The 21048-nt window shown below is 70.7% G+C and carries 24 protein-coding genes, 1 tRNA gene and 1 pseudogene; 10 read left to right on the forward strand and 16 right to left on the reverse strand.

The annotated features are described in order from the left end of the window. Nucleotides 1-117 precede the first annotated feature (117 nt). Nucleotides 118-1419, reverse strand: coding sequence for a tetratricopeptide repeat protein (locus RIF93_RS00560; RefSeq protein ID WP_309087389.1), 1302 nt, complete (start codon nt 1417-1419; stop codon nt 118-120). A gap of 142 nt (nt 1420-1561) precedes the next feature. Here RIF93_RS00560 and RIF93_RS00565 point away from each other — a divergent pair, with 142 nt between their 5' ends. Both RIF93_RS00565 and RIF93_RS00570 read left to right on the forward strand, forming a co-directional pair. Further along, nucleotides 1562-2224, forward strand: a complete 663-nt coding sequence (locus RIF93_RS00565; RefSeq protein WP_309087391.1) for a TetR/AcrR family transcriptional regulator — start codon at nt 1562-1564, stop codon at nt 2222-2224. Between the two features lie 38 nt (nt 2225-2262). Next, nucleotides 2263-3375, forward strand: a complete 1113-nt coding sequence (locus RIF93_RS00570) for an NAD(P)/FAD-dependent oxidoreductase (RefSeq protein ID WP_309087393.1) — start codon at nt 2263-2265, stop codon at nt 3373-3375. A 1-nt stretch (nt 3376) separates the two neighbouring features. Here the strand turns inward: RIF93_RS00570 and RIF93_RS00575 are convergent, their stop codons facing one another. From RIF93_RS00575 to RIF93_RS00585, 3 genes are read right to left on the reverse strand one after another with little or no spacing between them, the layout of a single operon-like run. Beyond that, complete coding sequence (locus RIF93_RS00575) at nt 3377-4642, reverse strand: PQQ-dependent sugar dehydrogenase (RefSeq protein ID WP_309087395.1); 1266 nt, start codon at nt 4640-4642, stop codon at nt 3377-3379. Then, nucleotides 4642-6333 (reverse strand): asparagine synthase (glutamine-hydrolyzing), encoded by a 1692-nt coding sequence (gene asnB / locus RIF93_RS00580; RefSeq protein WP_309087397.1) that lies wholly within the window; start codon nt 6331-6333, stop codon nt 4642-4644. The genes RIF93_RS00575 and asnB overlap by 1 nt, the downstream gene beginning before the upstream one ends. Continuing rightward, the gene (locus tag RIF93_RS00585) at nt 6333-7361 is read right to left on the reverse strand and encodes a glycosyltransferase (protein WP_309087399.1); all 1029 of its coding nucleotides are present in this window, start codon (nt 7359-7361) and stop codon (nt 6333-6335) included. The genes asnB and RIF93_RS00585 overlap by 1 nt, the downstream gene beginning before the upstream one ends. Nucleotides 7362-7456: 95 nt before the next feature. Between RIF93_RS00585 and RIF93_RS00590 the strand changes: the two genes are divergently transcribed. Then, nucleotides 7457-7533 (forward strand) — tRNA-Met (locus RIF93_RS00590). A 134-nt stretch (nt 7534-7667) separates the two neighbouring features. Here RIF93_RS00590 and RIF93_RS00595 read toward each other — a convergent pair. From RIF93_RS00595 to RIF93_RS00605, 3 genes are all read right to left on the reverse strand, one after another. Next, the gene (locus tag RIF93_RS00595; protein ID WP_309087401.1) at nt 7668-8420 is read right to left on the reverse strand and encodes an outer membrane beta-barrel protein; all 753 of its coding nucleotides are present in this window, start codon (nt 8418-8420) and stop codon (nt 7668-7670) included. Between the two features lie 208 nt (nt 8421-8628). Next, a complete protein-coding gene (locus RIF93_RS00600; RefSeq protein WP_309087403.1) occupies nt 8629-9249 on the reverse strand; it encodes a class I SAM-dependent methyltransferase in 621 nt (206 codons plus the stop codon). A 63-nt stretch (nt 9250-9312) separates the two neighbouring features. Then, nucleotides 9313-10359 (reverse strand): DUF2125 domain-containing protein, encoded by a 1047-nt coding sequence (locus RIF93_RS00605; RefSeq protein ID WP_309087405.1) that lies wholly within the window; start codon nt 10357-10359, stop codon nt 9313-9315. A 30-nt stretch (nt 10360-10389) separates the two neighbouring features. Between RIF93_RS00605 and RIF93_RS00610 the strand changes: the two genes are divergently transcribed. Then, a complete protein-coding gene (locus tag RIF93_RS00610; RefSeq protein WP_309087407.1) occupies nt 10390-10926 on the forward strand; it encodes a gamma-glutamylcyclotransferase in 537 nt (178 codons plus the stop codon). A 4-nt stretch (nt 10927-10930) separates the two neighbouring features. Here RIF93_RS00610 and RIF93_RS00615 read toward each other — a convergent pair whose 3' ends face one another. Genes RIF93_RS00615 through ftsE form a run of 5 tightly spaced genes read right to left on the reverse strand, consistent with a single transcriptional unit; the run spans nt 10931 to nt 14173 of the window. Further along, a complete protein-coding gene (locus RIF93_RS00615) occupies nt 10931-11155 on the reverse strand; it encodes a DUF3072 domain-containing protein (RefSeq protein WP_309087409.1) in 225 nt (74 codons plus the stop codon). A 52-nt stretch (nt 11156-11207) separates the two neighbouring features. Further along, complete coding sequence (locus RIF93_RS00620; RefSeq protein ID WP_309087411.1) at nt 11208-11912, reverse strand: lysophospholipid acyltransferase family protein; 705 nt, start codon at nt 11910-11912, stop codon at nt 11208-11210. Continuing rightward, a complete protein-coding gene (locus RIF93_RS00625) occupies nt 11909-12544 on the reverse strand; it encodes a YdcF family protein (RefSeq protein ID WP_309087413.1) in 636 nt (211 codons plus the stop codon). The genes RIF93_RS00620 and RIF93_RS00625 overlap by 4 nt, the downstream gene beginning before the upstream one ends. 4 nt (nt 12545-12548) lie before the next feature. Then, the gene (locus RIF93_RS00630) at nt 12549-13439 is read right to left on the reverse strand and encodes an FtsX-like permease family protein (RefSeq protein ID WP_309087415.1); all 891 of its coding nucleotides are present in this window, start codon (nt 13437-13439) and stop codon (nt 12549-12551) included. Beyond that, on the reverse strand, nt 13436-14173 hold the full coding sequence (gene ftsE / locus RIF93_RS00635; RefSeq protein ID WP_309087417.1) for a cell division ATP-binding protein FtsE: 738 nt from the start codon (nt 14171-14173) through the stop codon (nt 13436-13438). The genes RIF93_RS00630 and ftsE overlap by 4 nt, the downstream gene beginning before the upstream one ends. A gap of 57 nt (nt 14174-14230) precedes the next feature. Here ftsE and RIF93_RS20715 point away from each other — a divergent pair. The 3 genes and pseudogenes from RIF93_RS20715 to RIF93_RS00645 all read left to right on the forward strand — a co-directional run. Beyond that, nucleotides 14231-14329: pseudogene (locus RIF93_RS20715) on the forward strand (MJ0042-type zinc finger domain-containing protein); the annotation flags it as partial. 12 nt (nt 14330-14341) lie between these two features. Further along, entirely contained in the window at nt 14342-15094 is a 753-nt protein-coding gene (locus tag RIF93_RS00640; protein ID WP_309087419.1) for a DUF3426 domain-containing protein, read from the forward strand. Beyond that, complete coding sequence (locus tag RIF93_RS00645) at nt 15069-15614, forward strand: phosphoribosyltransferase family protein (RefSeq protein WP_309087421.1); 546 nt, start codon at nt 15069-15071, stop codon at nt 15612-15614. The genes RIF93_RS00640 and RIF93_RS00645 overlap by 26 nt, the downstream gene beginning before the upstream one ends. 1 nt (nt 15615) lies before the next feature. On the opposite strand, the gene lysA is transcribed toward RIF93_RS00645, so the two are convergent. From lysA to argH, 3 genes are read right to left on the reverse strand one after another with little or no spacing between them, the layout of a single operon-like run. Further along, nucleotides 15616-16881, reverse strand: a complete 1266-nt coding sequence (gene lysA / locus RIF93_RS00650; RefSeq protein WP_309087423.1) for a diaminopimelate decarboxylase — start codon at nt 16879-16881, stop codon at nt 15616-15618. After that, nucleotides 16878-17192, reverse strand: coding sequence for a hypothetical protein (locus tag RIF93_RS00655; protein ID WP_309087425.1), 315 nt, complete (start codon nt 17190-17192; stop codon nt 16878-16880). Before RIF93_RS00655 ends, lysA begins: the two co-directional genes overlap by 4 nt. Then, nucleotides 17189-18610: an argininosuccinate lyase gene (argH, locus tag RIF93_RS00660; protein WP_309087427.1), complete on the reverse strand. Its 1422-nt coding sequence runs from the start codon at nt 18608-18610 to the stop codon at nt 17189-17191. The genes RIF93_RS00655 and argH overlap by 4 nt, the downstream gene beginning before the upstream one ends. Between argH and RIF93_RS00665 the strand changes: the two genes are divergently transcribed. Next, nucleotides 18611-19243, forward strand: a complete 633-nt coding sequence (locus RIF93_RS00665) for a redoxin family protein (protein ID WP_309087429.1) — start codon at nt 18611-18613, stop codon at nt 19241-19243. A 3-nt stretch (nt 19244-19246) separates the two neighbouring features. Here the strand turns inward: RIF93_RS00665 and RIF93_RS00670 are convergent, their stop codons facing one another. Then, nucleotides 19247-19660 (reverse strand): helix-turn-helix domain-containing protein, encoded by a 414-nt coding sequence (locus RIF93_RS00670; protein WP_309087431.1) that lies wholly within the window; start codon nt 19658-19660, stop codon nt 19247-19249. 238 nt (nt 19661-19898) lie between these two features. Between RIF93_RS00670 and RIF93_RS00675 the strand changes: the two genes are divergently transcribed. Together RIF93_RS00675 and RIF93_RS00680 are read left to right on the forward strand one after the other, a co-directional pair. Then, nucleotides 19899-20735: a hypothetical protein gene (locus RIF93_RS00675; RefSeq protein WP_309087433.1), complete on the forward strand. Its 837-nt coding sequence runs from the start codon at nt 19899-19901 to the stop codon at nt 20733-20735. Nucleotides 20736-20845: 110 nt separating this feature from the next. Beyond that, a complete protein-coding gene (locus RIF93_RS00680; RefSeq protein ID WP_309087435.1) occupies nt 20846-21046 on the forward strand; it encodes a hypothetical protein in 201 nt (66 codons plus the stop codon). Nucleotides 21047-21048: the final 2 nt, after the last annotated feature.

Below are 21048 nucleotides of genomic sequence, written 5' to 3' on the forward strand. Positions count from 1 at the left end.
CGATCAAAAAAGCGGCCCCTGCCGCGGACGACAGGGGCCGAGGTCGTGGTTCCCCCGAACCACCCCAGGAAGGAAAGGTGACAGGCGGCGGAGCGGGGCCGCGCCGCCGCCCGCCAGTCACGCGGCCAGACGCCGCGTAGCGCCGTCTGCCACGGGGAGGGCGTGGGCGCGTTCGGCTTCGAGCGCCCCGGCCAGGGCGAGGTCGCCCGAGCGCCGGGCCGCTTCGATAAGGGTCAGGTCGATGACGTCGCGCTGAGCGTGGCTGCCGCCGAAGCGGGCCGAGCGGTTGCGGACGCCGCGGAGCAGCTCGGTCGCCTTGGCGTAGTCGCCGTTGGCGAAGGCGAGATAGGCCTGGCACAGCGGCTTGCCGACCTCGCGGGCGAAGTAGGCGTTGTCGCCCGGACCGGCGATCGCCGCGTCCTGGGCCTCGACCACCATCCGCGCTTCGTCCATTCGGCCGGCCTTGGCGTAGGCCATGACCGCGTGGCTGTCGACGAACGCCGAGGCGCCGTGCGGCTCGGTGGCGAAGGTACCGGCGACGGTCGCCCAGCGACCGCCCACGTCGACGCCCAGCATGTCGAGGCGCCACAGCATGGCGGCGGCGTCCAGCATGTCGAAGGCGCGGTTCGACGGCTGGCCGAAGATCGGCCCGTCGAACAGGCGCAGCACCTCCGAAACCTCGCCGAGGCCCAGGTGGAAGAGCGCCAGATGCCACCAGTTGTGGACGGCGAGCTGGCTTTCCGGCTGCCAGGCGGTGTTCTCGCGGGTCATCCACGAGACGCCTTCGCGGCGGCGGTCCTGCATCTCCAGCACGTGGGCGACGCCGTGCTGGGCCCAGTTGTTGGTGGGTTCGAGCTCGATCGCGCGGCGGCCGCAGGCTTCGGCCTGGGCGTAGAGGCCCGTCTCCTCGTAGCCGAACGACAGCATGCCGAGGATGGCGTGATGGTCGGGCATGCCGTCGGACCAAGCCGGCAGGGCCCGGGTGATGCGGTCGCGCAGCATGCGGGAATCGCCCAGCAGGAAGTCGAAGGTCTGGCCCGCCTGCAGCGCCAGCACGTCGCGCGGATGGCTGACGGCGACGTCCTCCAGGATGCGGGCGGCGCCGCGGACCTCGCCGGCCAGCAGGCTGCCGAGCGCCGCCAGATGGCCGAGCTCGCGGCTGTTGGCGTTGAGGTCCTTTGCGGTCTCGAACGCGGCCACGCCCAGCATGGCGGTCTCGCTGTTCTCGCCGATGAGCGTCATGTAGGCCTTCAGCACATGGGCCATGACGAAGCGCGGGCTGTCCGCGATGGCCTCGTCGACGAGGCCAAGGCCGTCGCCGTAGAAGCAGTAGTAGGCGTGCAGCGCCTGCTGGAATTTTTCAGCGGCTGCCTGGCTGGCGCCGGACAATTCCAACCCGTGATGGTCTCTGACCGACATGATCTTTTCTCCTCGCTTTGGGCGGGGAGGAATATTTCGATCGTCAGGTGCGCTCTAGCGGGCGTGCGGTCGGTTCGCATCGTTCGCCGATTTGCGTTATTTTTGAAATGACTAGCCTGCGTCCCAAGGGGGAGAGCTCGCCGTGGACGGCGCCGGAGACCTGAAAACTGTACCGGAAGTACAGTCCGAGCCCCGCACCAAGGGCGAGCGGACGCGCGAGCGGCTGCTGGACCTGGCGCAGGACGCGGTCATCCGGAAGGGTTTCGGCGCCACCTCCATCGAAGAGCTGGTCGAGGCCGCGGGCATCACCAAGAGCGGCTTCTTCTACCACTTCAAGGACAAGGCCGACCTCGCCCGCCAGCTGGTCGAGCGCTACATCGACCGCAACCAGACGTTCCTCGACGACATGGCCAAGCGGGCCCGGGAGCTGTCGGACGACTCGCTCCACAGCTTCCTGATCTTCCTGAAGTTCTACGCCGAGGCGATGGACGAGCTGGTCGACGACCACCCGGGCTGCATGGTGGCGACCATCACCTTCCAGGACCTGATCTGGGACGGCGCCACGCGGAAGATGACGGTGGACAGCGTCAAGGCCTGGCGCGGCCTGTTCCTCGCCTGGCTGGAGGAGATCGCCGCCGTCTATCCGCTGAAGGCCAAGGTCGAGCTCGCCGACCTGGCCGACAGCCTGCTGACCCTGACCTACGGCGGCATGACCCTGGCCAAGGCGCTGCAGGACGACCGAGCCATCGGCAAGCAGGCGATGATGTTCCGCGAGACGGTGCGGCTCTGCTTCCAGGAACGGTGACGGTTCCCAAGCGCCGCTTCGCGCGTTAGGCCGCTCGTATGGCCGAATTCGATTTCGATGCGGTGGTCGTGGGCGCGGGCGCCGTGGGGCTAGCCTGTGGCTACGCCCTGAGCCGGCGGGGCCTCGCCGTCGCGGTGCTCGAACAGGACGCGGCTATCGGCCAGGGCGTCTCCTCACGCAACTCCGAGGTGATCCACGGCGGGCTCTACTATGCGACCGGCTCGCTGAAGGCGCGGCTGTGCGTGACCGGCCGGCGGATGCTGTACGCGTTCCTGGACGCCCATCATGTGGCCTACGACCGCTGCGGCAAGCTGGTGGTGGCCACGGCGGCGGACGAGGTCGAGCGGCTGGACGCCATCCTCGAACAGGCGCGGACCAACGACGTCGAGGGCATGTGCAGGCTGTCCAGGGCCGAGGCGCTGGCGATGGAGCCGGAGCTGGCCTGCGTGGCGGCGCTGCTGTCGCCGCAGAGCGGGGTGTTCGACAGCCACGGCTACATGCTGGCCCTGCAGGGCGAGATCGAGGGCGCCGGCGGGGCCGTGGTGCTGTCGACGCCGTTCGAGGGGGCGACTCCTCTGGACGGCGGCGGCTTTTCTGTGCGGGCGGGCGGCGCCGAGCCCGCGACGCTGACCTGCCGCTACCTAGTGACGGCGCCGGGTCTGTCGGCCCAGGGCGTGGCGGCGCACATCGAGGGCTTCCCGAGCGAGCAGATCCCGGAGGCCCACTACGGCAAGGGCATGTACTTCCGGCTGCAGGGCAAGGCGCCGTTCGCCCGGCTGATCTACCCGCCGCCGATCCCGGGCGCCCTGGGCACCCATTATCGCCGCGACCTCGGCGGCCAAGCGGTATTCGGGCCGGACCTGAATTTCGTGGACGAGCCGGACTACACCGTCGATCCGGCCGCGGCGGAGGGCTTCTACCGCTACATCCGCAAGTTCTGGCCGGGACTGCCAGACGGAGCCCTGGCGCCAGACTACGCGGGCGTCCGCCCCAAGCTGCACGGCCCGGGCGAGCCGCAGCCGGACTTCCGCATCGACGGGGCCGACGTACACGGGATCGCCGGGCTGGTGGCCCTGTTCGGCATCGAAAGTCCTGGCCTGACCTCGTCGATGGCGATCGGCGAGGAGGCGGCGGACCGCCTGGGCCTTTAGGCTAGCGCTTCGGCGTCACCTTCAGCACGCGGCCGTTGTCGGCGTCGGTCGCAACGTAGAGCGCGCCATCGGGGCCAACGACGACGTCGCGGATGCGCTCGTTCACCTCGGCCAGCAGGCGCTCCTCGCCGACGACCTTGTCGCCGTCCAGGGTGAGGCGGGTCAGCCCCTTGTCAGCCAGACCGCCCACGAACAGGCTGCCCTTCCAGGCCGGGGCGGCGTCGTGGGTATAGAAGGCCATGCCGGAAGGCGCGATCACCGGATCCCAATAGTAGATCGGCTGTTCGGTCCCGGCCTTCTGGGTCAGGCCGCCGGTGATGGTCGCGCCGGAGTACTCGACGCCGTAGGCCACGTCCGGCCAGCCGTAGTTCTTGCCCTTGCGGATGATGTTGAGCTCATCGCCGCCCTTGGTGCCGTGCTCGATCTCCCACAGCTCGCCGGTGCGGGGATGCAGCGCCGCGGCCTGGCTGTTGCGGATGCCCAGGGCGTAGACGTCGGGGCGGGCATTGGCCTGGCCGACGAAGGGGTTGTCCTTGGGGGGCGAGCCGTCGGCGTTGATGCGGACGATCTTGCCGATGGCGGTGTCGAGCCGCTGGGCGTTGGGCCGGCTCTCGTTGATCATCCGGTCGCCGGTGGTGACGTAGAGCGTCCCGTCGCGGGCGAAGACCAGGCGCGAACCGAAGTGGCCGCGTGAGGCGATCGACGGAACCTGGCGCCAGATCACCCGCACGTCCTCCAGGCGCGGCGGCTGACCCGTCGAGCTGACCAGGCGGCCGCGGGCCACGGCGGTGTTGTTCTTCCCGTCTGCCTGCTTCTCGGAGAAGGCCATGTAGACGAAGCCGTTGCGGGCGTAATTCGGGTCGACGGCGAGCCCCAGGAGGCCGCCCTGGCCGTTGGTGTCGACCGCGGGCACGCCGGCGATCGGGTCGGACAGCTTGCCGCCTTCGAACAGGCGCAGTCGGCCGGCCTTCTCGCTGATGAGCAGAGCGCCGTTGGGCACGAACGCCAGCCCCCAGGGCTTGGCGAGGCCGGTGACGTAGTCGCTGACCTCGTAGGCCACGTTCGCCTTCGCCTCGGGCGCGCGGGTCTGGCCGGCGAAGGCGGGCTTCTGGTTCGGCGCGTTGGCGGGACCGGTCTGCACGGGCGCGCCGCCCGCCGCTCCGGCCGATGTCTTTGCAGCCTGGGTCTGGGCGACGCCGTCCTCTCCGCCGCAGGCGGCGAGCAGCAGCGCCGCGGCGGCGGCGAACATCAGGGTCTTGGGGGTCATCAGGCGGAAGCTCCCAGCAAGGAAACCAGCGCGTCGTCTGGGGACGCGCCTTCGAGGTGGATACGCGCCCAAAGGGCGAAGAACAGCAAGGGCCAGCGGTCAGCCGCCTGCCCGTCGCGCATGATCGCGGCGGCGTCGGGCCGCACTCGGCGAACGGCCTCGACCTCGCCCAGGTTTCGCGCGAGGTCGGCGGCGCGCGGCGCGATCCACGCGTCGACCGGAACCGTGAACCCCTGCTTCTTGGCCCATGGCTGGGCGGCGGGGCACGCCCGCGCGAGCCACTTCCGCAGCAGCCACTTGCCGTAGCCGCCCCGCACCTTGAAACGGTCAGGCAGGCTCCATGCGAAGCGGGCGACCTCTGGGTCGAGGAACGGCGTGCGGCCCTCCAGCCCGTGCGCCATCAGGCAGCGGTCGAGCTTCAGCAGCAGGTCGTTGGGCAGCCAGGCGGCGATGTCGGCGTACTGCGCCCGCTGCAGGGGCGAGAGGCCGGCCGGCGCGCGGGTGGCCGCGCGCCAGGCGGCCAGCGCTTCCGGATCGGCGCCTCGCGGCTCGGCGGGACGGCCTCCGAGCCAGGCGGGACGCAGCGCGCGGCGATAGCGCCCGTAGCCCGCGAACAGCTCGTCACCGCCCTCGCCGGTAAGGACGACGGTGAGCGTCCCCTTCGCCGCCTCGGCGAGCTTGTAGGTGGGCAGGGTGGCGTAGTCGGCGGTGGGGTCGTCGAGCGACCAGGCGACCTGCGGCAGGATCCGCCAGAAGTCCGCCTCGTCGAAGCGGGTCTCACGCCAGTCGAGGTCCAGGGCCCGGGCGACCCGCTCGGCCTGGGCTCGCTCGTCGGCCGCGCCCTCGGCGTCGAACCCGCAGGTGAAGGCGGTGACCGGCCGTTCGTTCAGCCGGCTCATCAGCGTGGCTACGACTGCCGAGTCGATTCCGCCGGACAGGAACAGGCCGTAGGGGACGTCCGAGCGCTGGTGGACCCGGACGCTGTCCTCGAGCACGGCGTCGAGCGCCTGAAGCAGCGTGCTCTCGTCGCCGGACGCCGGGGAGACGACTGAAAGCCAGTTGCGCCGCCGGCCGCTGACGATCCGCCCGTCGCGAACCTCGACGATCTCCCCGGGCGCCAGGCGGCGCAGTCCATGGAAGAGCGTGCGCTCGCCGACCGTGTAGTTGAAGCCCAGCAGCTGGCGGGCCGCGTCGGCGTCGAGTTGCGGGCGCATCATGCCGGCCTGGAAGAACGCCCGAGGCTCCGACGTAAAGGCCAGGCCGCCGGCGTGCTCCATGATGTAGAGCGGCTTGATGCCGAAGGGGTCGCGAGCGAGCAAGGCGCGGCCGTCCGGGCCGATCAAGCAAAGGGCGTACATGCCGCGCAGCCGGTCGAAGGCCGCCTCGCCCAACTGGCCATAGAGGTGCAGCAGGGGCTCGAAGTCCGAGCCTGTGGCGAGCCGATCCTGCAGGCCGAAATCCCGGGCGAGCTCGACGTAGTTGTAGATCTCGCCATTGCCGACGACCGTACCGCCGGCGGCGTGCAGCGGCTGCCAGCCACATTCCAGGTCGATGATCGAGAGGCGGGCATGGGCCAGCTCGGCCCCCGGCAAGGCCTCGACGCGGATGCCGTCGGGGCCACGATGGGTCAGCGCCGCGATCATCGGCTCGGCGGCCGGCGTCCCGCCCAGCTGGCCGGCGATGCCGCACATCAGGCGGCTCCGAAGTCGGCGAAGAGGGTCTTCCATCGGGCGACGACCGCGGCCTCGGAGAAGTCCGCGGCGACGCGGGCGGCGCCCGCCTTGGCCATGCGCGCGGCCAGGCTGCGGTCGGCCAGCACATGGCGCACGGCCGACGCCAGCGCGTCGGCGTCGTCGATAGGGACCAGCAGGCCGTCCTCGCCCGGACGGACCAGCGCCTTGGGCCCCTGGCTCTCGGCCGCCACCACGGGCAGGCCGTGCGCCCAGGCCTGGATCACCACATTGCCCAACGGCTCGTAGCGCGAGGGGAAGACGCAGACGTCCGCCGCGCGGTAGAGGGCCGAAGCGTCGGTGCGCCAGCCAAGGAACCGGACGCGATCCTGCACGCCGAGCGCGGCCGCCAAGCCCTGCAGCTTGGCCTCCAGCGGGCCTGCGCCGGCGATCCAGAGGTAGGCCTCGGGGATCTTGGCCAGGGCCTGCAGCGAGACGTCGTGCGCCTTGGCCTCGTGAAGCCGACCCATGGCTAGCAGCAGCGGCGCCGACATCGGCGTGGCCAACTCGGCGCGGTCGAGGGCCGGGACGTCCGCCGGCGCGGCGGCGAAATTGGGAATGCAGGTGACGCGGCCGGCCGGCCACCCTTGGGCCACGATCCAGTCGGCGATGTCCTCGGTGTTGGCCACCAGGTGGTCGAAGCCGCGGTAGTATTTGAGGTTGTAGTAGCCGCCCAGGCGGCCGATCCGCGCCCACGGCCCGCGCGGCGTGTGGCGGGCGGCGCGGTTCATCCAGGCGAGCGCCGCCTTCGTTCCGTGCACCGCGGCGAAGCCCGCGGCGGCGGTGCGGCTGACGATATCGATGGGACCGCCGAACGGCAGCGCGCGAACGGGGACCCCCGCGGCCTTCAGGCGCGCCTCGCGCTCGGGATGCCGGCGGATCGCGGCCGCCTGGCCGACGCCGGCCCGCGCCAGCGCCTCCACCAGGTGGACGAAGTAGGTCTCCGCGCCGCCGTCGCCGGCCGTTCCCAGGAGATGGAGGACGCTCATCGCCGCGCGAACCTAACCGCTTAGAAGGCTTCGCCCAAGCGCTTGAAGCGGCGAATGCGAACCCCTATAAGCCCCACCTCGCGCGAAGCGACCGTGGCTGGGTAGCTCAGCTGGTTAGAGCGGTGGATTCATAACCCACAGGTCGGCGGTTCGAGCCCGCCCCCAGCTACCACGGTCCTTCCCGAGACTTCCCAGACAGACGATCTCCGTCGGCGGCCTGGCCTCCGGACACGAAAACGCCCCCGGGCGTGGGGTCCCGGGGGCGTTCCGTAGCGGTCCTCAAGGGGGAGGACCGGATCGCGGCGCTTAGCGAATGATGCCGGCGCCGAAGAGCTTGGAGACCGAGCCGAACGCAGCGCCCGACTGGTCGCGTTCACGGATCGAGCCGCCGAAGGTGTAGCGGGCGCCGATCCGGAAGGTGTCGCCGTCCAGGTCCAGGTCGTTCGAGTCGAAGTGGTCGTAGCCGACCAGCACCGAGAACGGCGTACCCGTGAACTGGTACTCGGCCTCGAGGCCCAGGTTCCACGCGTCGGCGTCGCCGAAGTCGGTGTCGGCGGTCAGCCAGCCGGCCGAACCCTGGAGCTTCAGGTTGTCGCCCACGAAGTGGCGGAGCTCGCCGCGCACCGCCCACAGGTCGGCGTCGCCGAGATCGTCGGACGAGCCGTAGCCGGCTTGGCCGTAGATCAGCGTGTTCGGGGCCAGGTTGAACTGCCCATCAACGCCGACGCCCCACAGGGTGATGTCATCGGAGGTCTCCACGCCGGCGAAGCCGCCGAGGAGGCCGCCGCCGATGTTGGTGTTCAGGTGGCCGGTAGCGCCGAAGGAGGTGTCGCCCTCGTAGTCGGTCACGGCGCCGTTGATCGACGCACCCAGCGAACCGGCGTCAAAGCGCACAGCGCCTTCCGCCTGGAAGACGTCGCCTTCGATGTCGCCCAGGGCGGTGTCGGCTTCCACGCGCGAATAGTTGGCGCCCACGTGACCGATGGTCTGGGCGTTGGCGGCCACAGCCGACCCGAGGAAGGCCACGACGGCAGCCGCGGCAAAGAGGTTCTTTTTCATTTCAGTCCCAATCAAAGGCCGGCGCTGCGCCGGGGGACGCGGGACCTAGTTAGTGTCGGGAACCGGCTCAAGGCGCAGCTCGGGGCCGCGACAGGCTTTGCTGTCGGCTGTGCTATTCCTGCAACAATATTGCTCAGAGACCCTTAAGGCGCAGTAAGGAATCCTGCAAAGTGGGTCGAACTGGGAAATCATGTTCTGTGGAGTCGCCCTAGGCCGCGGCTTCGCCCCACTCGTTCCAGCCGAGCGGCCGGGGCGTCTTCGGCAGGTACATGGTGTCGGTACGCACCATTGTGAAGCCGGCGGCGGCGATGGCTGGAGTGACCGGCCGAGTCAGGTGGCAGCCGCCGGCGATGTGTTTCCAGACAGGCTCGATCCGCCGCTGCCAGCGGACGACGGTGTCGTCCGGCGCAAGGCCGTGCTCGCAGAACAGGAAACGGCCGCCGGGCTTGAGCACGCGGCGGGCCTCGGCAAGCGCCTGGGCCGGCCGTTGCACGGAGCAGAGCGTGAAGGTGCAGACGACGCAATCGAAGCTGGAGTCGGCGAAGGGCAGGGCCTCGGCCGTCCCGTCCTCGACGCGGACCTGCAGGCCGTCCGGCCTGGGCGCGGCCATCGCGACCTGGCGGAGTTCGGGCGCGGGATCGACGCCGGTGACGCTCCCGACCTTGGCCGGATCATAGAAGGCCAGGTTCAGGCCCATGCCGATGCCGAGCTCCAGCACCTTGCCAGAAGCCTGGGGCACGACCTTGGCGCGCTGCTTGGCGATCGGGGGCGCCGAGCAGGCGCACTTCAGCAGCTTGGGCAGCAACAGCCGATCATAGAGCGAGGCCATCGTGAGTTCCCCCCGTTTCGAGGGAGCTTCACGGCGGGCCGCGGCCCTGTAAAGCGCCGCGGCTCAGCGGACGTCGTAGACCTTGGGCGACGGTCCGATTGCGACGGGCCCCAGGGTGGTCTGACCGGCCTGGAAGTGGATGCTGGCGCGGGCTGCGTCCCCGGTCCCCTCGCGGGCCGCTGCGACGGCGGCGGCAGCCTCGGCCCGCTCCTGCGGGATGACGCCGGTCTCACCCAGCGCGCCTAACGCACGCGGGCCCTGGCGCAGGGTGATGTCCATCACGCCTGTGACGCGCCCGTCGGAGCCGACGCTGAACGTACCGGCGTTCGAGCCGAGGACGGCCTCGCCGGCGGTGACGCCCGCTTGGCGCAGGGTCATGCGGCCGCCGGCGTCGACCCAGCGACGCACGGCGTCGGCCCAGTTCGAGCCGTTGAACGACCCGATCTTCGAGAGGGTGGCGTTCCAGACGATCGACACCGGCCGCTCGCCGGCGATCCGGCCCAGCAGGCCGGTCAGGCGCGCCTTGCCCTCGTCGACCCGAAGGGAGACGAGGCCTTCGTCCAGCTGGTCGTTGCCGCGCAGGTGGAACTCGACGCGCTTGGCGGCTTCCAGGCCGAACGGCTGGGCGCCGGGCCCGGCCTGGAAGGTGAGGTCCACGCCTTCGAAAGAGAAGCGGGGTGGTGTCTCGGTCAGGTGGGTCAGGCTGGCGCGGATCACCTTGCCCTGGGTTCGCACCGGGCCCCCGATCGGGCGCACGAAGGTCAGCCCTTGCGGCGCGGCGACCACCCAGCTGGTGGGCGAGGAGATGCGAGCCTGGGCTTCCAGCGTCGGCGCTTCCAGGCCCCAGCCCGAGGGCTCGCGGATGCGCGGCTCGGTCAGGGTGATGTTCAGCCGGAACGGATAGCCCCCGATCCCGCGCGACTGCCAGCTCACGTCGTAGCCGGCGCGGCGCAGGGCCTCCACGCCCTCATCCATGCGGACGCGCGCCTCGCCGCGCGCCCATAGCCAGCCGGCGGTCCAGGCGATAGCCACGAGCACGGCGAGCGCGAAGGGGAGGTAGAGGCCTAGACGGCCGCGTTTGCGGGGCGGGGGCAGATCGTGCAGAGACATTCCAGGTGTTTGTCGGCTTCTAGGGTCGGGATGGCGGACGAGAGGTGGGTCTTCGGCTACGGATCGCTGATGTGGCGGCCGGGTTTTCCTTACGCGGAGCGCAAGGCGGCCACCTTACACGGCCGGCGCCGGGCCTTCTGCATCTATTCCGTCCACCATCGCGGCACCTATGACCGGCCGGGTCTGGTGCTGGGCCTGGCGCCTGGCGGGGCGACCCGCGGCACGGCCTACCGCGTCGAAGAGGCTGAATGGCCCGAGACCTACGCATACCTCAAGGAGCGTGAGCAACCGACCGAGACCTACATCGAGGCGCGGCGGGCGGTGCGGCTGGCCGACGGCCGGCGGGTGGAGGCCCTTGTGTTCCTGTCCGATGTGCGTCACCCGCAGTGGGCCGGCGCCCTGTCGCTAGAGCGGCAGGCGGAGCTAATCGCCGGCGCGCGTGGGCTGTCCGGCCGCAACGTCGAGTACCTGCGCGACCTCGTGCAGCACCTGCGGGAGGAAGGCGTGCATGACGCCAGCCTGGAGCGGCTGCTCGGAATGGTGGAGTCCCGAGAGCTAGCGGCTTAGCAACCTACCGGCCGAGTTTCTGCTTCAAGGCGTCGATGCGTTTCGAGGCCTCAGCCTTGGTGAGGTTGTCCGGCGGAGGCCCCTCGCCCGCCTCTTCGGAAAGCGTCGTCAGGTACGACCCCTGCGCTCCGGTCATCGGCTCGTCGCCCGACACCCAGTCGTCCGGGTCCTTCTCGGTGTTGGAGCCCGGCTGAGGATCGAGCTTCGGATTGTGATGCTGTTCAGACATGGCCTCGTTCCCGTTGCGTTCTCAACGAGCGCGGAGGCGGCAGGTTCCGGGGTTAGAGGCTCATCAGCTCGATCGACTTCGATTCGATGCGCTCTTCGAGGATGCGCATGAACTCAGCGCGCTTCAGGCCAGGCGGGATCGGCTCCAGGTACTCGAAGACGATCGTTCCAGGCTTGCGGAGGAAGCCGTGCGCCGGCCAGTGCACGCCGGCGTTCGTAGCCACCGGGCAGACCGGCACGTTCAGCTCGCGGTAGAGGGCGGCGATACCAGGCTTGTAATCGGGCGGAGCGCCCGGCGCCTTGCGGGTGCCTTCGGGGAAGATCACCACCTGCTGGCCGCGGGAGAAGCGCTCCGTTCCCTCTCGGATCACCTGGCGCATGGTCTTGGCCTGGCCGCCGCGGTCGATGACGATGCAGCCGGCCTTCTTGGCGTACCAGCCGAACCAGGGAATCCAGGCCAGTTCCTGCTTCATGACGAAGGCGGTGGCCGGCAGCCAGGTGAACTGGGCGAAGACGTCCAGCATGCACTGGTGCTTGGGCGCGACGAGGGCCGCCCCTTGAGGGATGAATTGCCGGCCGCGCACCTCCACCCGGATGCCGCAGATGCGCAGCATGGCCAGGACGCCGCGGCCCCAGAAGTGGAACATGGCGAAGGTCCAGCTGCGGGGGCCCAACAGGATTGGCGTCGCGGCCACGGCGATCACGGCCGTCCACAGGTAGAACAGCGCCACATAGGCGAACGAACGGACAGCGATCACGAAACGGCCTTCGGTTGCGCCGCGTCGTACGGGGTTTCGCGGGGACCAAGCCCCAGCACCGCCTCGCGGCCGAGGATCGCCAGATACTTGCAATACTCGACCACCATCAAGCGCACGGCGCGCGGGCTGCGCCACCAGCGGCTGGACTTCAGCGACGCGGTCGGCACGGCGTAGGTCTCGAGCCGCACGCCGGAGCCGTGGAACACCGCCCGCTGCTCGAGCATGGCGCGCGGCATGTGATAGTCGGCGGTGACGACGATCAGGCTGGAGTAGCGCATCGCCTTGGCCCAGTCGGCGGTCTCGCGAGCGTTGCCGACGGTGTCGGCGGCGGTGAAGCCCAGGTCCACACAGCAGTCGTAGAGCCGGCGCACGGCGCGCGAGACGTTGCGGATGTCTTCGCGGGTGGCTTCGCGGTTGACGCCCGAGACCAGCACGCGCTGGCCGTAGCCGTCCTCCAGGAGTCCGACGGCCGCCGCGAGGCGCTGGTTGGAACCGGCGCCGGTCAAGGCGACGATGCCTTCGGCGGGCTTCGGCAAGGGCGCAGGCGTCGATTGCTGGACGCGCTCGGCGAAGGCGAAGAGGCCGGCGAACCAGATCAGCGCCAGGACCAGGAAGGCCGCGATGGACTTCATGGGGCTAGAGCTCCCGGATCAGGGCGTCGGCGGTCAGCCGCGCCGAGACGGCGGCGACCGCGGCGGCCAGCAGCGGGCAGGGCAGGACGGCCAGGAGGTCGAGCCAGGCGATGGGCAGGGCGGGCGTGATGCCCTCGCCGCCGCCGACCAGGCGCAGGATCGCGCCCAGCAGGGCCGCCGCCGCGGCGCCGATCGCGCCGGCCACGGCGGCGATGCCGGCGAACCGGATCTGGAACAGGGCCGCGATATAGCCGTCCTCGGCGCCGGCCAGGTGCAGCACCTCGACGACGTCGCGCCGGGCGGCGAGGCCGGCCCGGGTGGCGAAGGCCACCACCGCGCCGGCCGCCAGCGCGATCACTAGGAAGACGCCGGCGCCGGTCCAGCGCACGACGCCCGCGGCCCGGCGGATGTCCTTGATCCAGACGCTGTGGTCGTCGACCACGGCGTCGAGGCCCTGGGCCCGCAGGATGGTGGAGAGCTGTTGGGCGGTAGCGGGCGACTCGGAATCCAGGGTGACAGCGACCAGGCGCGGCACCGGCAGGTCGTCGAGGTCGGTGACGTCGCCCAGCCAGGGGCGGACGAGCTCGTAGGCCTTCTCGCGCTCCAGGGCGCGGGCTTCGGCCACGCCGCGCACGCCGGCCAGGGCCTCGGCCGCGCGGGCGGCGGCGGCGTCAGGCGTCTCGCCCCCGCGGGCGCGGACAATGACGGTGGCCTCGCCGGTGAGCTGGTTGGCCCAGCCGCCGGCGGCGCGGTCGGCGGCGATGACGCCCATGGCTGTCAGACAGGCCAGGAAACACAGCACGGCGACAACGAAGATCAGCGCCGGGTCGCGGGCGTCCTTTTCGGGCAGGAAAGGCGCTGGCCGCCAGCGCGTGACGTCCATCGGCTCGCTCATCCGTCAGCCCCCGTTTTGGGGCCGAGCGGCGGCAGCGCGGCGATGCGGCCGCCTTCGAGGTTCAGGACCGGCTTGTTCGAGCGAGCGACGAGATCCTGGTCGTGGGTCGCGATGACGACGGTGGTTCCGAGGCGGTTCAGCTCGACGAACAGGCGGAAGATGCGCAGCGCCATCTCGTGATCGACGTTGCCGGTGGGCTCGTCGGCCAGCAAAATCTCGGGCCGGTTTACCACCGCACGGGCGATGGCGAGCCGCTGCTTCTCGCCGCCGGCCAGCGTCGGGGGAAGGGCGTTCATCCGCTTGCCCAGACCCACCCACGCCAGAAGTTCGGCGACGTCGTTGCGGTACTCCGCGGCCTTGTGCCCGGCGATGCGCAGGGGCAGGGCGGCGTTCTCGAACGCCGACAGGTGGTCGAGCAGCAGGAGGTCCTGGAAGACTACGCCGATCCGCTGGCGCAGCTTGGGCAGCTGGCTGCTTTTCAGGCTGCGCGTGTCCTCGCCGAACAGGTGGACGGCGCCCGAGGACGGCCGCGCCGCAAGGTAGACCAGCTTGAGCAGCGAGCTCTTGCCCGCGCCAGAGGGGCCGGTGACGAAATGGAACGAGCCGCGCGGCAGCGAAAAGTTGAGATCAGACAGCACTTCGGGCCCGCGTCCATAGCGCATGGACACGCCGTCAAAGCGGACGATTTCGTCGGCGGCGTCGGACGCCGCTGCGGCGCTGGGCTTTCTGGACATGGAGGCCGAAATCGGCGACCTCGGGTGTGAGGGTGCTGGAGCGTCCGATTCGGCGTCATGATACTGACCTGTCCAGACTGCGCCACCAGCTATTTCGTGGACGATGCGCGCGTTCCGCCGGAAGGCCGGTCGGTGAAATGCTCCGCGTGCGGAACGCGCTGGCGCGCCATGCCTGAGGCTGCGGCGGCCGCCGCGCCTGAAAAATCCGCCGTGCCGCCTCCATCCGAACCCGAACCCGAGCCCGCGCCGGCCACCGCCGAGGTCCCGGCTGAGTCCGAGCCTGCGCCGCCGCCGAGGCTTGCGCCCGAGGACGTAGAGATCGTCGCCGAGCCGGCGCCGACGCGGCGCGTGGCGCCCGTAAAGCCGGCCTCCAAGCCGAAGCGCCCGGGCGCGGTCGGCGTCGGCGTCGGGATCGCGGCGGCCGTCGCAGCCGTCGCTGGAGTCGTGGTGTTCCGCGAGCAGGTGGTGGGTCTTTGGCCGGGCAGCGCCGCGGCCTTCGCCGCGGTCGGGTTGCCAACCGACCGGCTGGGCCTCGTGATCGACGACGTGAAATCCCAGGCCGTGCTGCAGGGCGGCCGGCCCGTGCTGTCGGTGACCGGCGCGATTCGCAACGCCCGCGGTGAGACGGTGACTGCGCCCTCGTTACGCGTCAGCCTGCTGGACCGCGACGGCAAGCCGGTGGCCGCGAAGATCGCCCGGCCGCTGAACGCCCAGATCCCGCCGGGGGCGAAGCGTTATTTCGCCATCTCCATCCCGGATCCGCCCTCCGCCTCGGCCTCGCTGGACATCGTCTTCGAGGCGCCGGCGACGAACACCGCAAAGGCCCCGGTGGACGCGCCGGTCGAGGCCGTGCTCGGTCCCGAGCCGATGGAAGCCCAGCCCCTTCCCGAAACCCATGAGCCGCCCGCCGACCATGGCTGACGCCCAACCTGCCGTCCTCCTCTCGGAAGCCGAGATCGCCGAGCGGGTGGAGGCGCTCGCCCGAAAGATCGCGCCCAGGATCGACGACGAGACCGTCGCGGTCTGCCTGCTGACAGGCGGCCTATGGTTCTGCTCGGACCTGATGCGGGCGCTCGCCCGGCAGGGGCGGTTCGTCCGCTTCGACGCGCTGTGGCTGGCCTCCTACAAGGATGAGCGCCAGTCCAGCGGCCGCTGCGAGGTCCGCGCGGACCTGCAGCGCCCGATCGCGGGCCGCAAGGCGCTGGTCGTGGACGACGTGTTCGACACCGGTCTGTCGCTGTCGGAGGCCGCGCGGCTGGTGCGGGACTCAGGGGCGAGCGAGGTGCTGACCGCCGTCTTCGCCCGCAAGCCCTGGCCGACGGAACGCGCGATCCAGCCCGACTTCGTAGGCTGGGAGGCGCCCGCACGGTTCCTTGTGGGGTACGGCATGGACGCCGCCGGCCAGCTGCGCGGCCTGCCGTTCGTCGGCGCGCTGGATTAGGTCAGAGCCACGGCGCGGGGGTCTCCCGCGCCAGCATGTCGTCGTAGCTGGGCCGTGGGCGCACGACGGCGAACTCGCCGCCTTTCACAAGCACCTCGGGGACCAGCGGGCGGGAGTTGTACTCGCTGGACATGGCCGCCCCGTAGGCGCCCGCTGTCATGAAAGCGACGAGGTCCCCGCGTGCGAGCGGCGGCAGCTTGCGGTCGCGGGTGAAGGTGTCGCCGGTCTCGCAGACAGGCCCCACGACGTCGTAAGCCTGCGCCTCGCCGCCGCGCGGATTCACCGGGCGGATGTCGTGGTAGGCGTCGTACATGGCCGGCCGCAGGAGGTCGTTCATCGCCGCGTCCAGCACGAGGAACCGGCGGTCGGGCCGCTGGTGCACGTGGACGACCCGCGAGAGCAGGACGCCGGCGTTGGCGGCGATCATCCGACCGGGTTCAAAGGCCAGGCCCACGTCCAGCCCGCTGGTGGCCCGGGCGATCATCGCCGCGTAGTCGCCCGGCGAGGGCGGCTCGGGCTGGTTGAAGTAGGGCACGCCCAGGCCGCCGCCGAGGTCCAGGCGCTCGACCCGCAGGCCTTCGGACTGCAGGCGCTGGACCAGCCCGCGCATCTTGACGAAGGCTTCCTCCATAGGAGCCAGGTCCGTGATCTGGCTTCCGATGTGGCAGGCGACGCCGACGGGCCGCACGCCCGCCAGGTTCGAGGCCTTGGCGTAGAGCCGCTCGGCCTCGGAGAAGCTGACGCCGAACTTGCTGTCCGCCTTGCCGGTGGAGATCTTGTCGTGGCCGCCGGCGCCCACATCGGGGTTCACGCGGATGGCGATCTCGGCGCGGACGCCAAGGTCCTGCGCCACGCGGTTGACGAGGTCGAGCTCCGGCTCGGACTCCACGTTGATCTCGGCCACGCCGGCCTTGAGCGCAAACGCGATCTCGCCCTCGGTCTTGCCGACGCCGGAGAAGACGATCCGCTCGGGCGGCACGCCGGCGGCCAGGGCGCGGCGGACCTCGCCCTCTGACACCACGTCGGCGCCGGCGCCCAGCCGGGCCAGGGTGCGGATCACCGCGATGTTAGGGTTGGCCTTCACGGCATAGGCGATCAGCGGGTCGCGGACTCCCGCGCCGGTCAGCGCGTCACGCAGCACCGTGAAGTGCCGCTCCAGCGTGGCCGAGGAATAGACGTAGACGGGCGTGCCGACAGCCTCGGCGATGCGGGCCAGCGGCACGTCCTCGCAGTGGAGCTCGCCGTCGCGAAGCTCGAAATGGTTCATCGGCGCGGGAGCGCGTAGGGGTCGGGCAGGGCGCCCTGCGGGGCGGTGCGGCCGGGGTCGGGCGAGGTGCCCTCGATCGGCAGGGTGCGCGGCGGGGCCGGATCGGTGCTGCGGTCGCGCGGATCGACGGTGTCGACCGGACGGGCCGGGTCGCGCTCGCGCTGGGCGTCGTCCGCGTCCTTGGTCGTGTTGCGCTCGGCGCCGAACAGCGGGCCGGGGCGCTCGAGCTGGCCCACCTTGCCGCAGGCGGAGAGCCCGGCAGCGGCGGCCATGAGGACCGCGAGCGCGGCGGTGGTGCTCTTGAGGCTCATGCCAGGATCTCCTTCCAACGCTTGATCTGAGCCCGGACCTGGTCCGGGGACGTTCCGCCGTAGCTGCGGCGGCTGGCGACGGAGGCTTCCGGCGTCAGCACCTCATAGACGCTCGCCGTGATCCGCTCGTCCAGCTTCTGCAGCTCGGGCAAGACAAGATCGGACAGGCTGCAGCCGAGTTCCTCGGCCCGCTTCACCGCGGCGCCGGTGACATGGTGGGCGTCGCGGAACGGCAGGTTCAGCTCGCGCACCAGCCAGTCGGCCAGATCCGTTGCCGTCGAGAAGCCCGAGCCGGCGGCCTGCGTCATGTTCTCGATGTTGGGTTGCAGATCCGCGACCATGCCGGCCATGGCGAGGAGGGACAGCTCGAGCGCGTCGAAGGCCTCGAACGTCGGGACCTTGTCCTCCTGCATGTCCTTCGAATAGGTCAGCGGCAGCCCCTTCATGACGACCGCCAGCTGCTGGAAGCTGGCCAGCAGGCGGCCGGCCTTGGCGCGGACGAGCTCGGCCGCGTCGGGGTTCTTCTTCTGCGGCATGATCGACGAGCCGGTCGTGAATGCGTCGGAGAGCTTCACGAAGCCGAACTGCGGCGTCATCCAGATCACGATCTCCTCGGCCAACCGCGAGAGATGGATCGCGCAGATGCCGCCGGCCGCCAGCGCCTCCAGGGCGAAGTCGCGGTCGGCGACGCTGTCGAGCGAATTGGCGGTCGGGCGGTCGAAGCCCAGCGCCTGGGCGGTCATCTCGCGGTCGATCGGGAATGGGGAGCCGGCCAGGGCGGCCGCGCCCAGCGGACACTCATTCATGCGGGTCCGGGCATCTGCGAACCGCGCGGCGTCGCGACCGAACATCTCCACATAGGCCATCAGGTGATGGCCGAAGGTAACGGGCTGGGCCGGCTGCAGGTGGGTGAAGCCCGGCATCACGGCGTCGGCATGGGCCTCGGCCTTGGCCACCAGCGCCTTCTGGAGCGCGCGGAGCTGGGCCACGGTGCGGTCGCAAGCGTCCCGGACCCACATCCGGAAGTCGAGGGCCACCTGGTCGTTGCGCGAACGGGCCGTGTGCAGCCGGCCGGCGGCGGGGCCGATCAGTTCGCGCAGCCGCGCCTCCACGTTCATGTGGATGTCTTCGTACTCCTCGCGGAACGGGAAGGTCCCGGCGGCGATCTCGCCCTCGATCGTCGCCAGGCCCTGTTGGATCGCCGTCTCGTCCTCGGCGGACAGGACGCCTGCGGTCCGCAGCATGGCGGCATGGGCGCGGGAGCCCGCCAGGTCCTGGGCGGCGAGCCGCTTGTCGAAGCCGATGGAGACGTTGATCGCCTGCATCAGTTCGGCCGGCTTGCCTGAAAACCGTCCACCCCACATAGCTTGGCCCGCCGGAGCGGTCCGGCCAGACGCGTCAGAGGAGTCGTCGGTCATATGAGCGAAGGTCCAGCGGCCACCACGAAGCCCAAGGGCGTGTTGAAATGGGCCCTCTGGGGCGCAGCCCTCCTGGGCGTCGCCGCGGTTCTCTACATCATCGGTCAGGCTTCCACCAAGCCGCAGGTCCACACCGAAGCGACGGCGCCCGCCGCGCCCGCGGCCAAGACCCTGATGAGCAAGTGGAGCACCGAAGCGGCCGGCGCGCCGCCGCCGGACTACGCCTTCTATGATGAGGCCGGAAAGCCGGTGAAGGTGGCCGACCTGAAGGGCAAGGTGGTGGTGATGAACGTCTGGGCGACGTGGTGCGCGCCCTGCAAGGTGGAGATGCCGACGCTCGCCAAGCTGCAGGCGGCCTATGCGGGCCAGCCGGTCGAGGTGGTGGCCGTCAGCATCGATTCCGAAAGCTCGGCCGCCGAGGCCCGGCTGTTCATCGCCAGCCACGACCCGCTGAAGTTCTACCACGACCGCGAGATGAAGCTGCCGTTCCGCATGGACCCGCCGGCGGCCGGCGCGCCGACCACGGTGGTCTACGGCAAGGACGGCCGGGAGATCGGCCGCGTGGCGGGCGAGGCCGACTGGTCGGGCGCGGAGGCCAAGGCCCTGGTCGACAAGGCCCTGGCCGCGGACTGAGGTCTAGGCGGCCTCGACTTCCTTCACCGCCGCCTCCGGGGTCAGCGCGCGGAGCAGGCCGACCAGCGAGCTGCGGGCCTCGGGCGCCAGGCGCTCGTAGGCGGCGAGCAGCTCGAGGGCTCCCGGCGTGCGCAGGCGGGTGAGCAGGTCCAGATCACGGGCGGTTTCCTTGTCGGGCCCATCGAACACGTCCATCAGGTCGGTCACGCGGCAGCGCAGCGCACGCGCGATCAGCACCAGCCGAGAGAAGGAGATGCGGTTCGCGCCGTTCTCGTACTTCTGGATCTGCTGAAAGCTGACGCCGCACTGCTCGGCCAGCGCCTCCTGCGACATGCCGATCGTCCGTCTGCGGATCCGGACAGCAGCGCCGAGCGCGATGTCCATCGGATCCGGCGCCTTGGTCGACGTCTCGGCCATGTGGATTCTCCTTACCCCGAAGCGCGATTCTACGAACCGCGTTATCTCAAGCCATGCAGTAAAGGCCCTTGTTGCAGGTCTGAAAAGCGTTTTCGAGCCTTGTAGAAATACGGTGCAACCTGAGCCTTGGTTGCGTGTTCGTGGAGTCATGCCACGGGCTGCGGACGTTTGGTGGGACGATCTGAGGCAGGAGGCTGAGCTTCCGCCTCCGCCGCCCCGTCTGCGCTCGAAGGCGCCGATGATCGCGGGCGTGGTCCTGGCGGCCGCGGTTGCGGGCGGTGTGGGCTGGTGGCTCAGCTCGCCCAGCAAGACCTATTTCGACAATCCAGAGGTCCGGTCCGCGACCGCCGAGGTTGTGCGCGCCGCGTCCCCGGCCGCCGATCCGGAACAGGTGCGTCGCGCCTACGAGGAGTTCGGCCTCGTCTATGCGAACAGCGGCGTGGACGGCCTGGCGCGGTTCACGGAGAGCTGCGCCCAGTCACTGCAGGCCGACGGGCGCATCCTCGATTTCTGCCTGGCTTTCGATATGTTCGCCGGGACGGTCGCGCAGGCCGCCGAGCCGCCCGGCAAGGCCGAGGCGCGCCGTATCGCCCTCGTCCAGGCCGCGCTCCCGGGCGCCGATCCGGACGCCAGGATCGCGGAGGTGCAGCGCCTGATGCGCCAGGCGAGCGGTATGCAGACGGCGTCGGTCCCCGAGACGCCAGCGCCGGCCGTGGCCGCGCCGAGTACCGCCCCCGCGCCCGCGAAGGCCGCGCCGATCCGGCTCGCCAAGGCCGCTGCGCCGCCGCCGAAAGCCCGCAGCGCGGGCGGCGCCTGCCGGCTGCAGCCGACGCCGGCCGACCGGCTGCTCTGCGCCAACCCGACCCTGAAGATCCAGGAGCGGCGGATGAAGGACGCCTACGAACGCGCCCTCGCCGCCGGGGCCGACCCGCTGGTCATCGATCGCGGCCAGGCCGAATGGCGCGCGATGCGCAACGCCGCCGACACGCGGGCCGAACTCGCCGACCTTTACGCCCGGCGCACCCGGGAACTCAGCGAGGCCGCCGAAACCGCCGCGCGGACGCCGCCCAGTTAAGGTCTTGGTGACCGAAGCACCGCCGACTCGCGCAGGTCGGGGCATCAGTTTTGGAACCCATGCGAGTCATCCGTTCACACCCCCCTTTCGACCACGGCGCCGCGCTCAGGGTGCCCCCGCCGCACGACCAGAAGAGCTGGGCCGTGCTGTGGAGCTGGCTGGGCGACGAGGCTCAATCGGTGGCCGAGGCGGCGGCGGTGCAGGTGCGCACGCCCGAGGGTCCGGTCGTGGCCCATTGCGGCGACTGGATCGTGCTGTCGCACTCCGGCCGCTTCCACGTCGCCCACGCGGTCCGCGCCTGCGACGCGTGAGG

This window comes from Phenylobacterium sp. (assembly GCF_031181185.1).
GTDB lineage: Bacteria > Pseudomonadota > Alphaproteobacteria > Caulobacterales > Caulobacteraceae > Phenylobacterium.

Coding starts and splice junctions, on each gene's coding strand:
- RIF93_RS00560 (WP_309087389.1), bottom strand. CDS start 1,419: ATGTCGGTCAGAGACCATCACGGGTTGGAATTGTCCGGCGCCAGCCAG.
- RIF93_RS00570 (WP_309087393.1), top strand. CDS start 2,263: ATGGCCGAATTCGATTTCGATGCGGTGGTCGTGGGCGCGGGCGCCGTG.
- RIF93_RS00575 (WP_309087395.1), bottom strand. CDS start 4,642: ATGACCCCCAAGACCCTGATGTTCGCCGCCGCCGCGGCGCTGCTGCTC.
- asnB (WP_309087397.1), bottom strand. CDS start 6,333: ATGTGCGGCATCGCCGGCCAGCTGGGCGGGACGCCGGCCGCCGAGCCG.
- RIF93_RS00585 (WP_309087399.1), bottom strand. CDS start 7,361: ATGAGCGTCCTCCATCTCCTGGGAACGGCCGGCGACGGCGGCGCGGAG.
- RIF93_RS00595 (WP_309087401.1), bottom strand. CDS start 8,420: ATGAAAAAGAACCTCTTTGCCGCGGCTGCCGTCGTGGCCTTCCTCGGG.
- RIF93_RS00600 (WP_309087403.1), bottom strand. CDS start 9,249: ATGGCCTCGCTCTATGATCGGCTGTTGCTGCCCAAGCTGCTGAAGTGC.
- RIF93_RS00605 (WP_309087405.1), bottom strand. CDS start 10,359: ATGTCTCTGCACGATCTGCCCCCGCCCCGCAAACGCGGCCGTCTAGGC.
- RIF93_RS00610 (WP_309087407.1), top strand. CDS start 10,390: ATGGCGGACGAGAGGTGGGTCTTCGGCTACGGATCGCTGATGTGGCGG.
- RIF93_RS00615 (WP_309087409.1), bottom strand. CDS start 11,155: ATGTCTGAACAGCATCACAATCCGAAGCTCGATCCTCAGCCGGGCTCC.
- RIF93_RS00625 (WP_309087413.1), bottom strand. CDS start 12,544: ATGAAGTCCATCGCGGCCTTCCTGGTCCTGGCGCTGATCTGGTTCGCC.
- RIF93_RS00630 (WP_309087415.1), bottom strand. CDS start 13,439: ATGAGCGAGCCGATGGACGTCACGCGCTGGCGGCCAGCGCCTTTCCTG.
- ftsE (WP_309087417.1), bottom strand. CDS start 14,173: ATGTCCAGAAAGCCCAGCGCCGCAGCGGCGTCCGACGCCGCCGACGAA.
- RIF93_RS00640 (WP_309087419.1), top strand. CDS start 14,342: ATGCCTGAGGCTGCGGCGGCCGCCGCGCCTGAAAAATCCGCCGTGCCG.
- RIF93_RS00645 (WP_309087421.1), top strand. CDS start 15,069: ATGAGCCGCCCGCCGACCATGGCTGACGCCCAACCTGCCGTCCTCCTC.
- lysA (WP_309087423.1), bottom strand. CDS start 16,881: ATGAACCATTTCGAGCTTCGCGACGGCGAGCTCCACTGCGAGGACGTG.
- RIF93_RS00655 (WP_309087425.1), bottom strand. CDS start 17,192: ATGAGCCTCAAGAGCACCACCGCCGCGCTCGCGGTCCTCATGGCCGCC.
- argH (WP_309087427.1), bottom strand. CDS start 18,610: ATGACCGACGACTCCTCTGACGCGTCTGGCCGGACCGCTCCGGCGGGC.
- RIF93_RS00665 (WP_309087429.1), top strand. CDS start 18,611: ATGAGCGAAGGTCCAGCGGCCACCACGAAGCCCAAGGGCGTGTTGAAA.
- RIF93_RS00670 (WP_309087431.1), bottom strand. CDS start 19,660: ATGGCCGAGACGTCGACCAAGGCGCCGGATCCGATGGACATCGCGCTC.
- RIF93_RS00675 (WP_309087433.1), top strand. CDS start 19,899: ATGATCGCGGGCGTGGTCCTGGCGGCCGCGGTTGCGGGCGGTGTGGGC.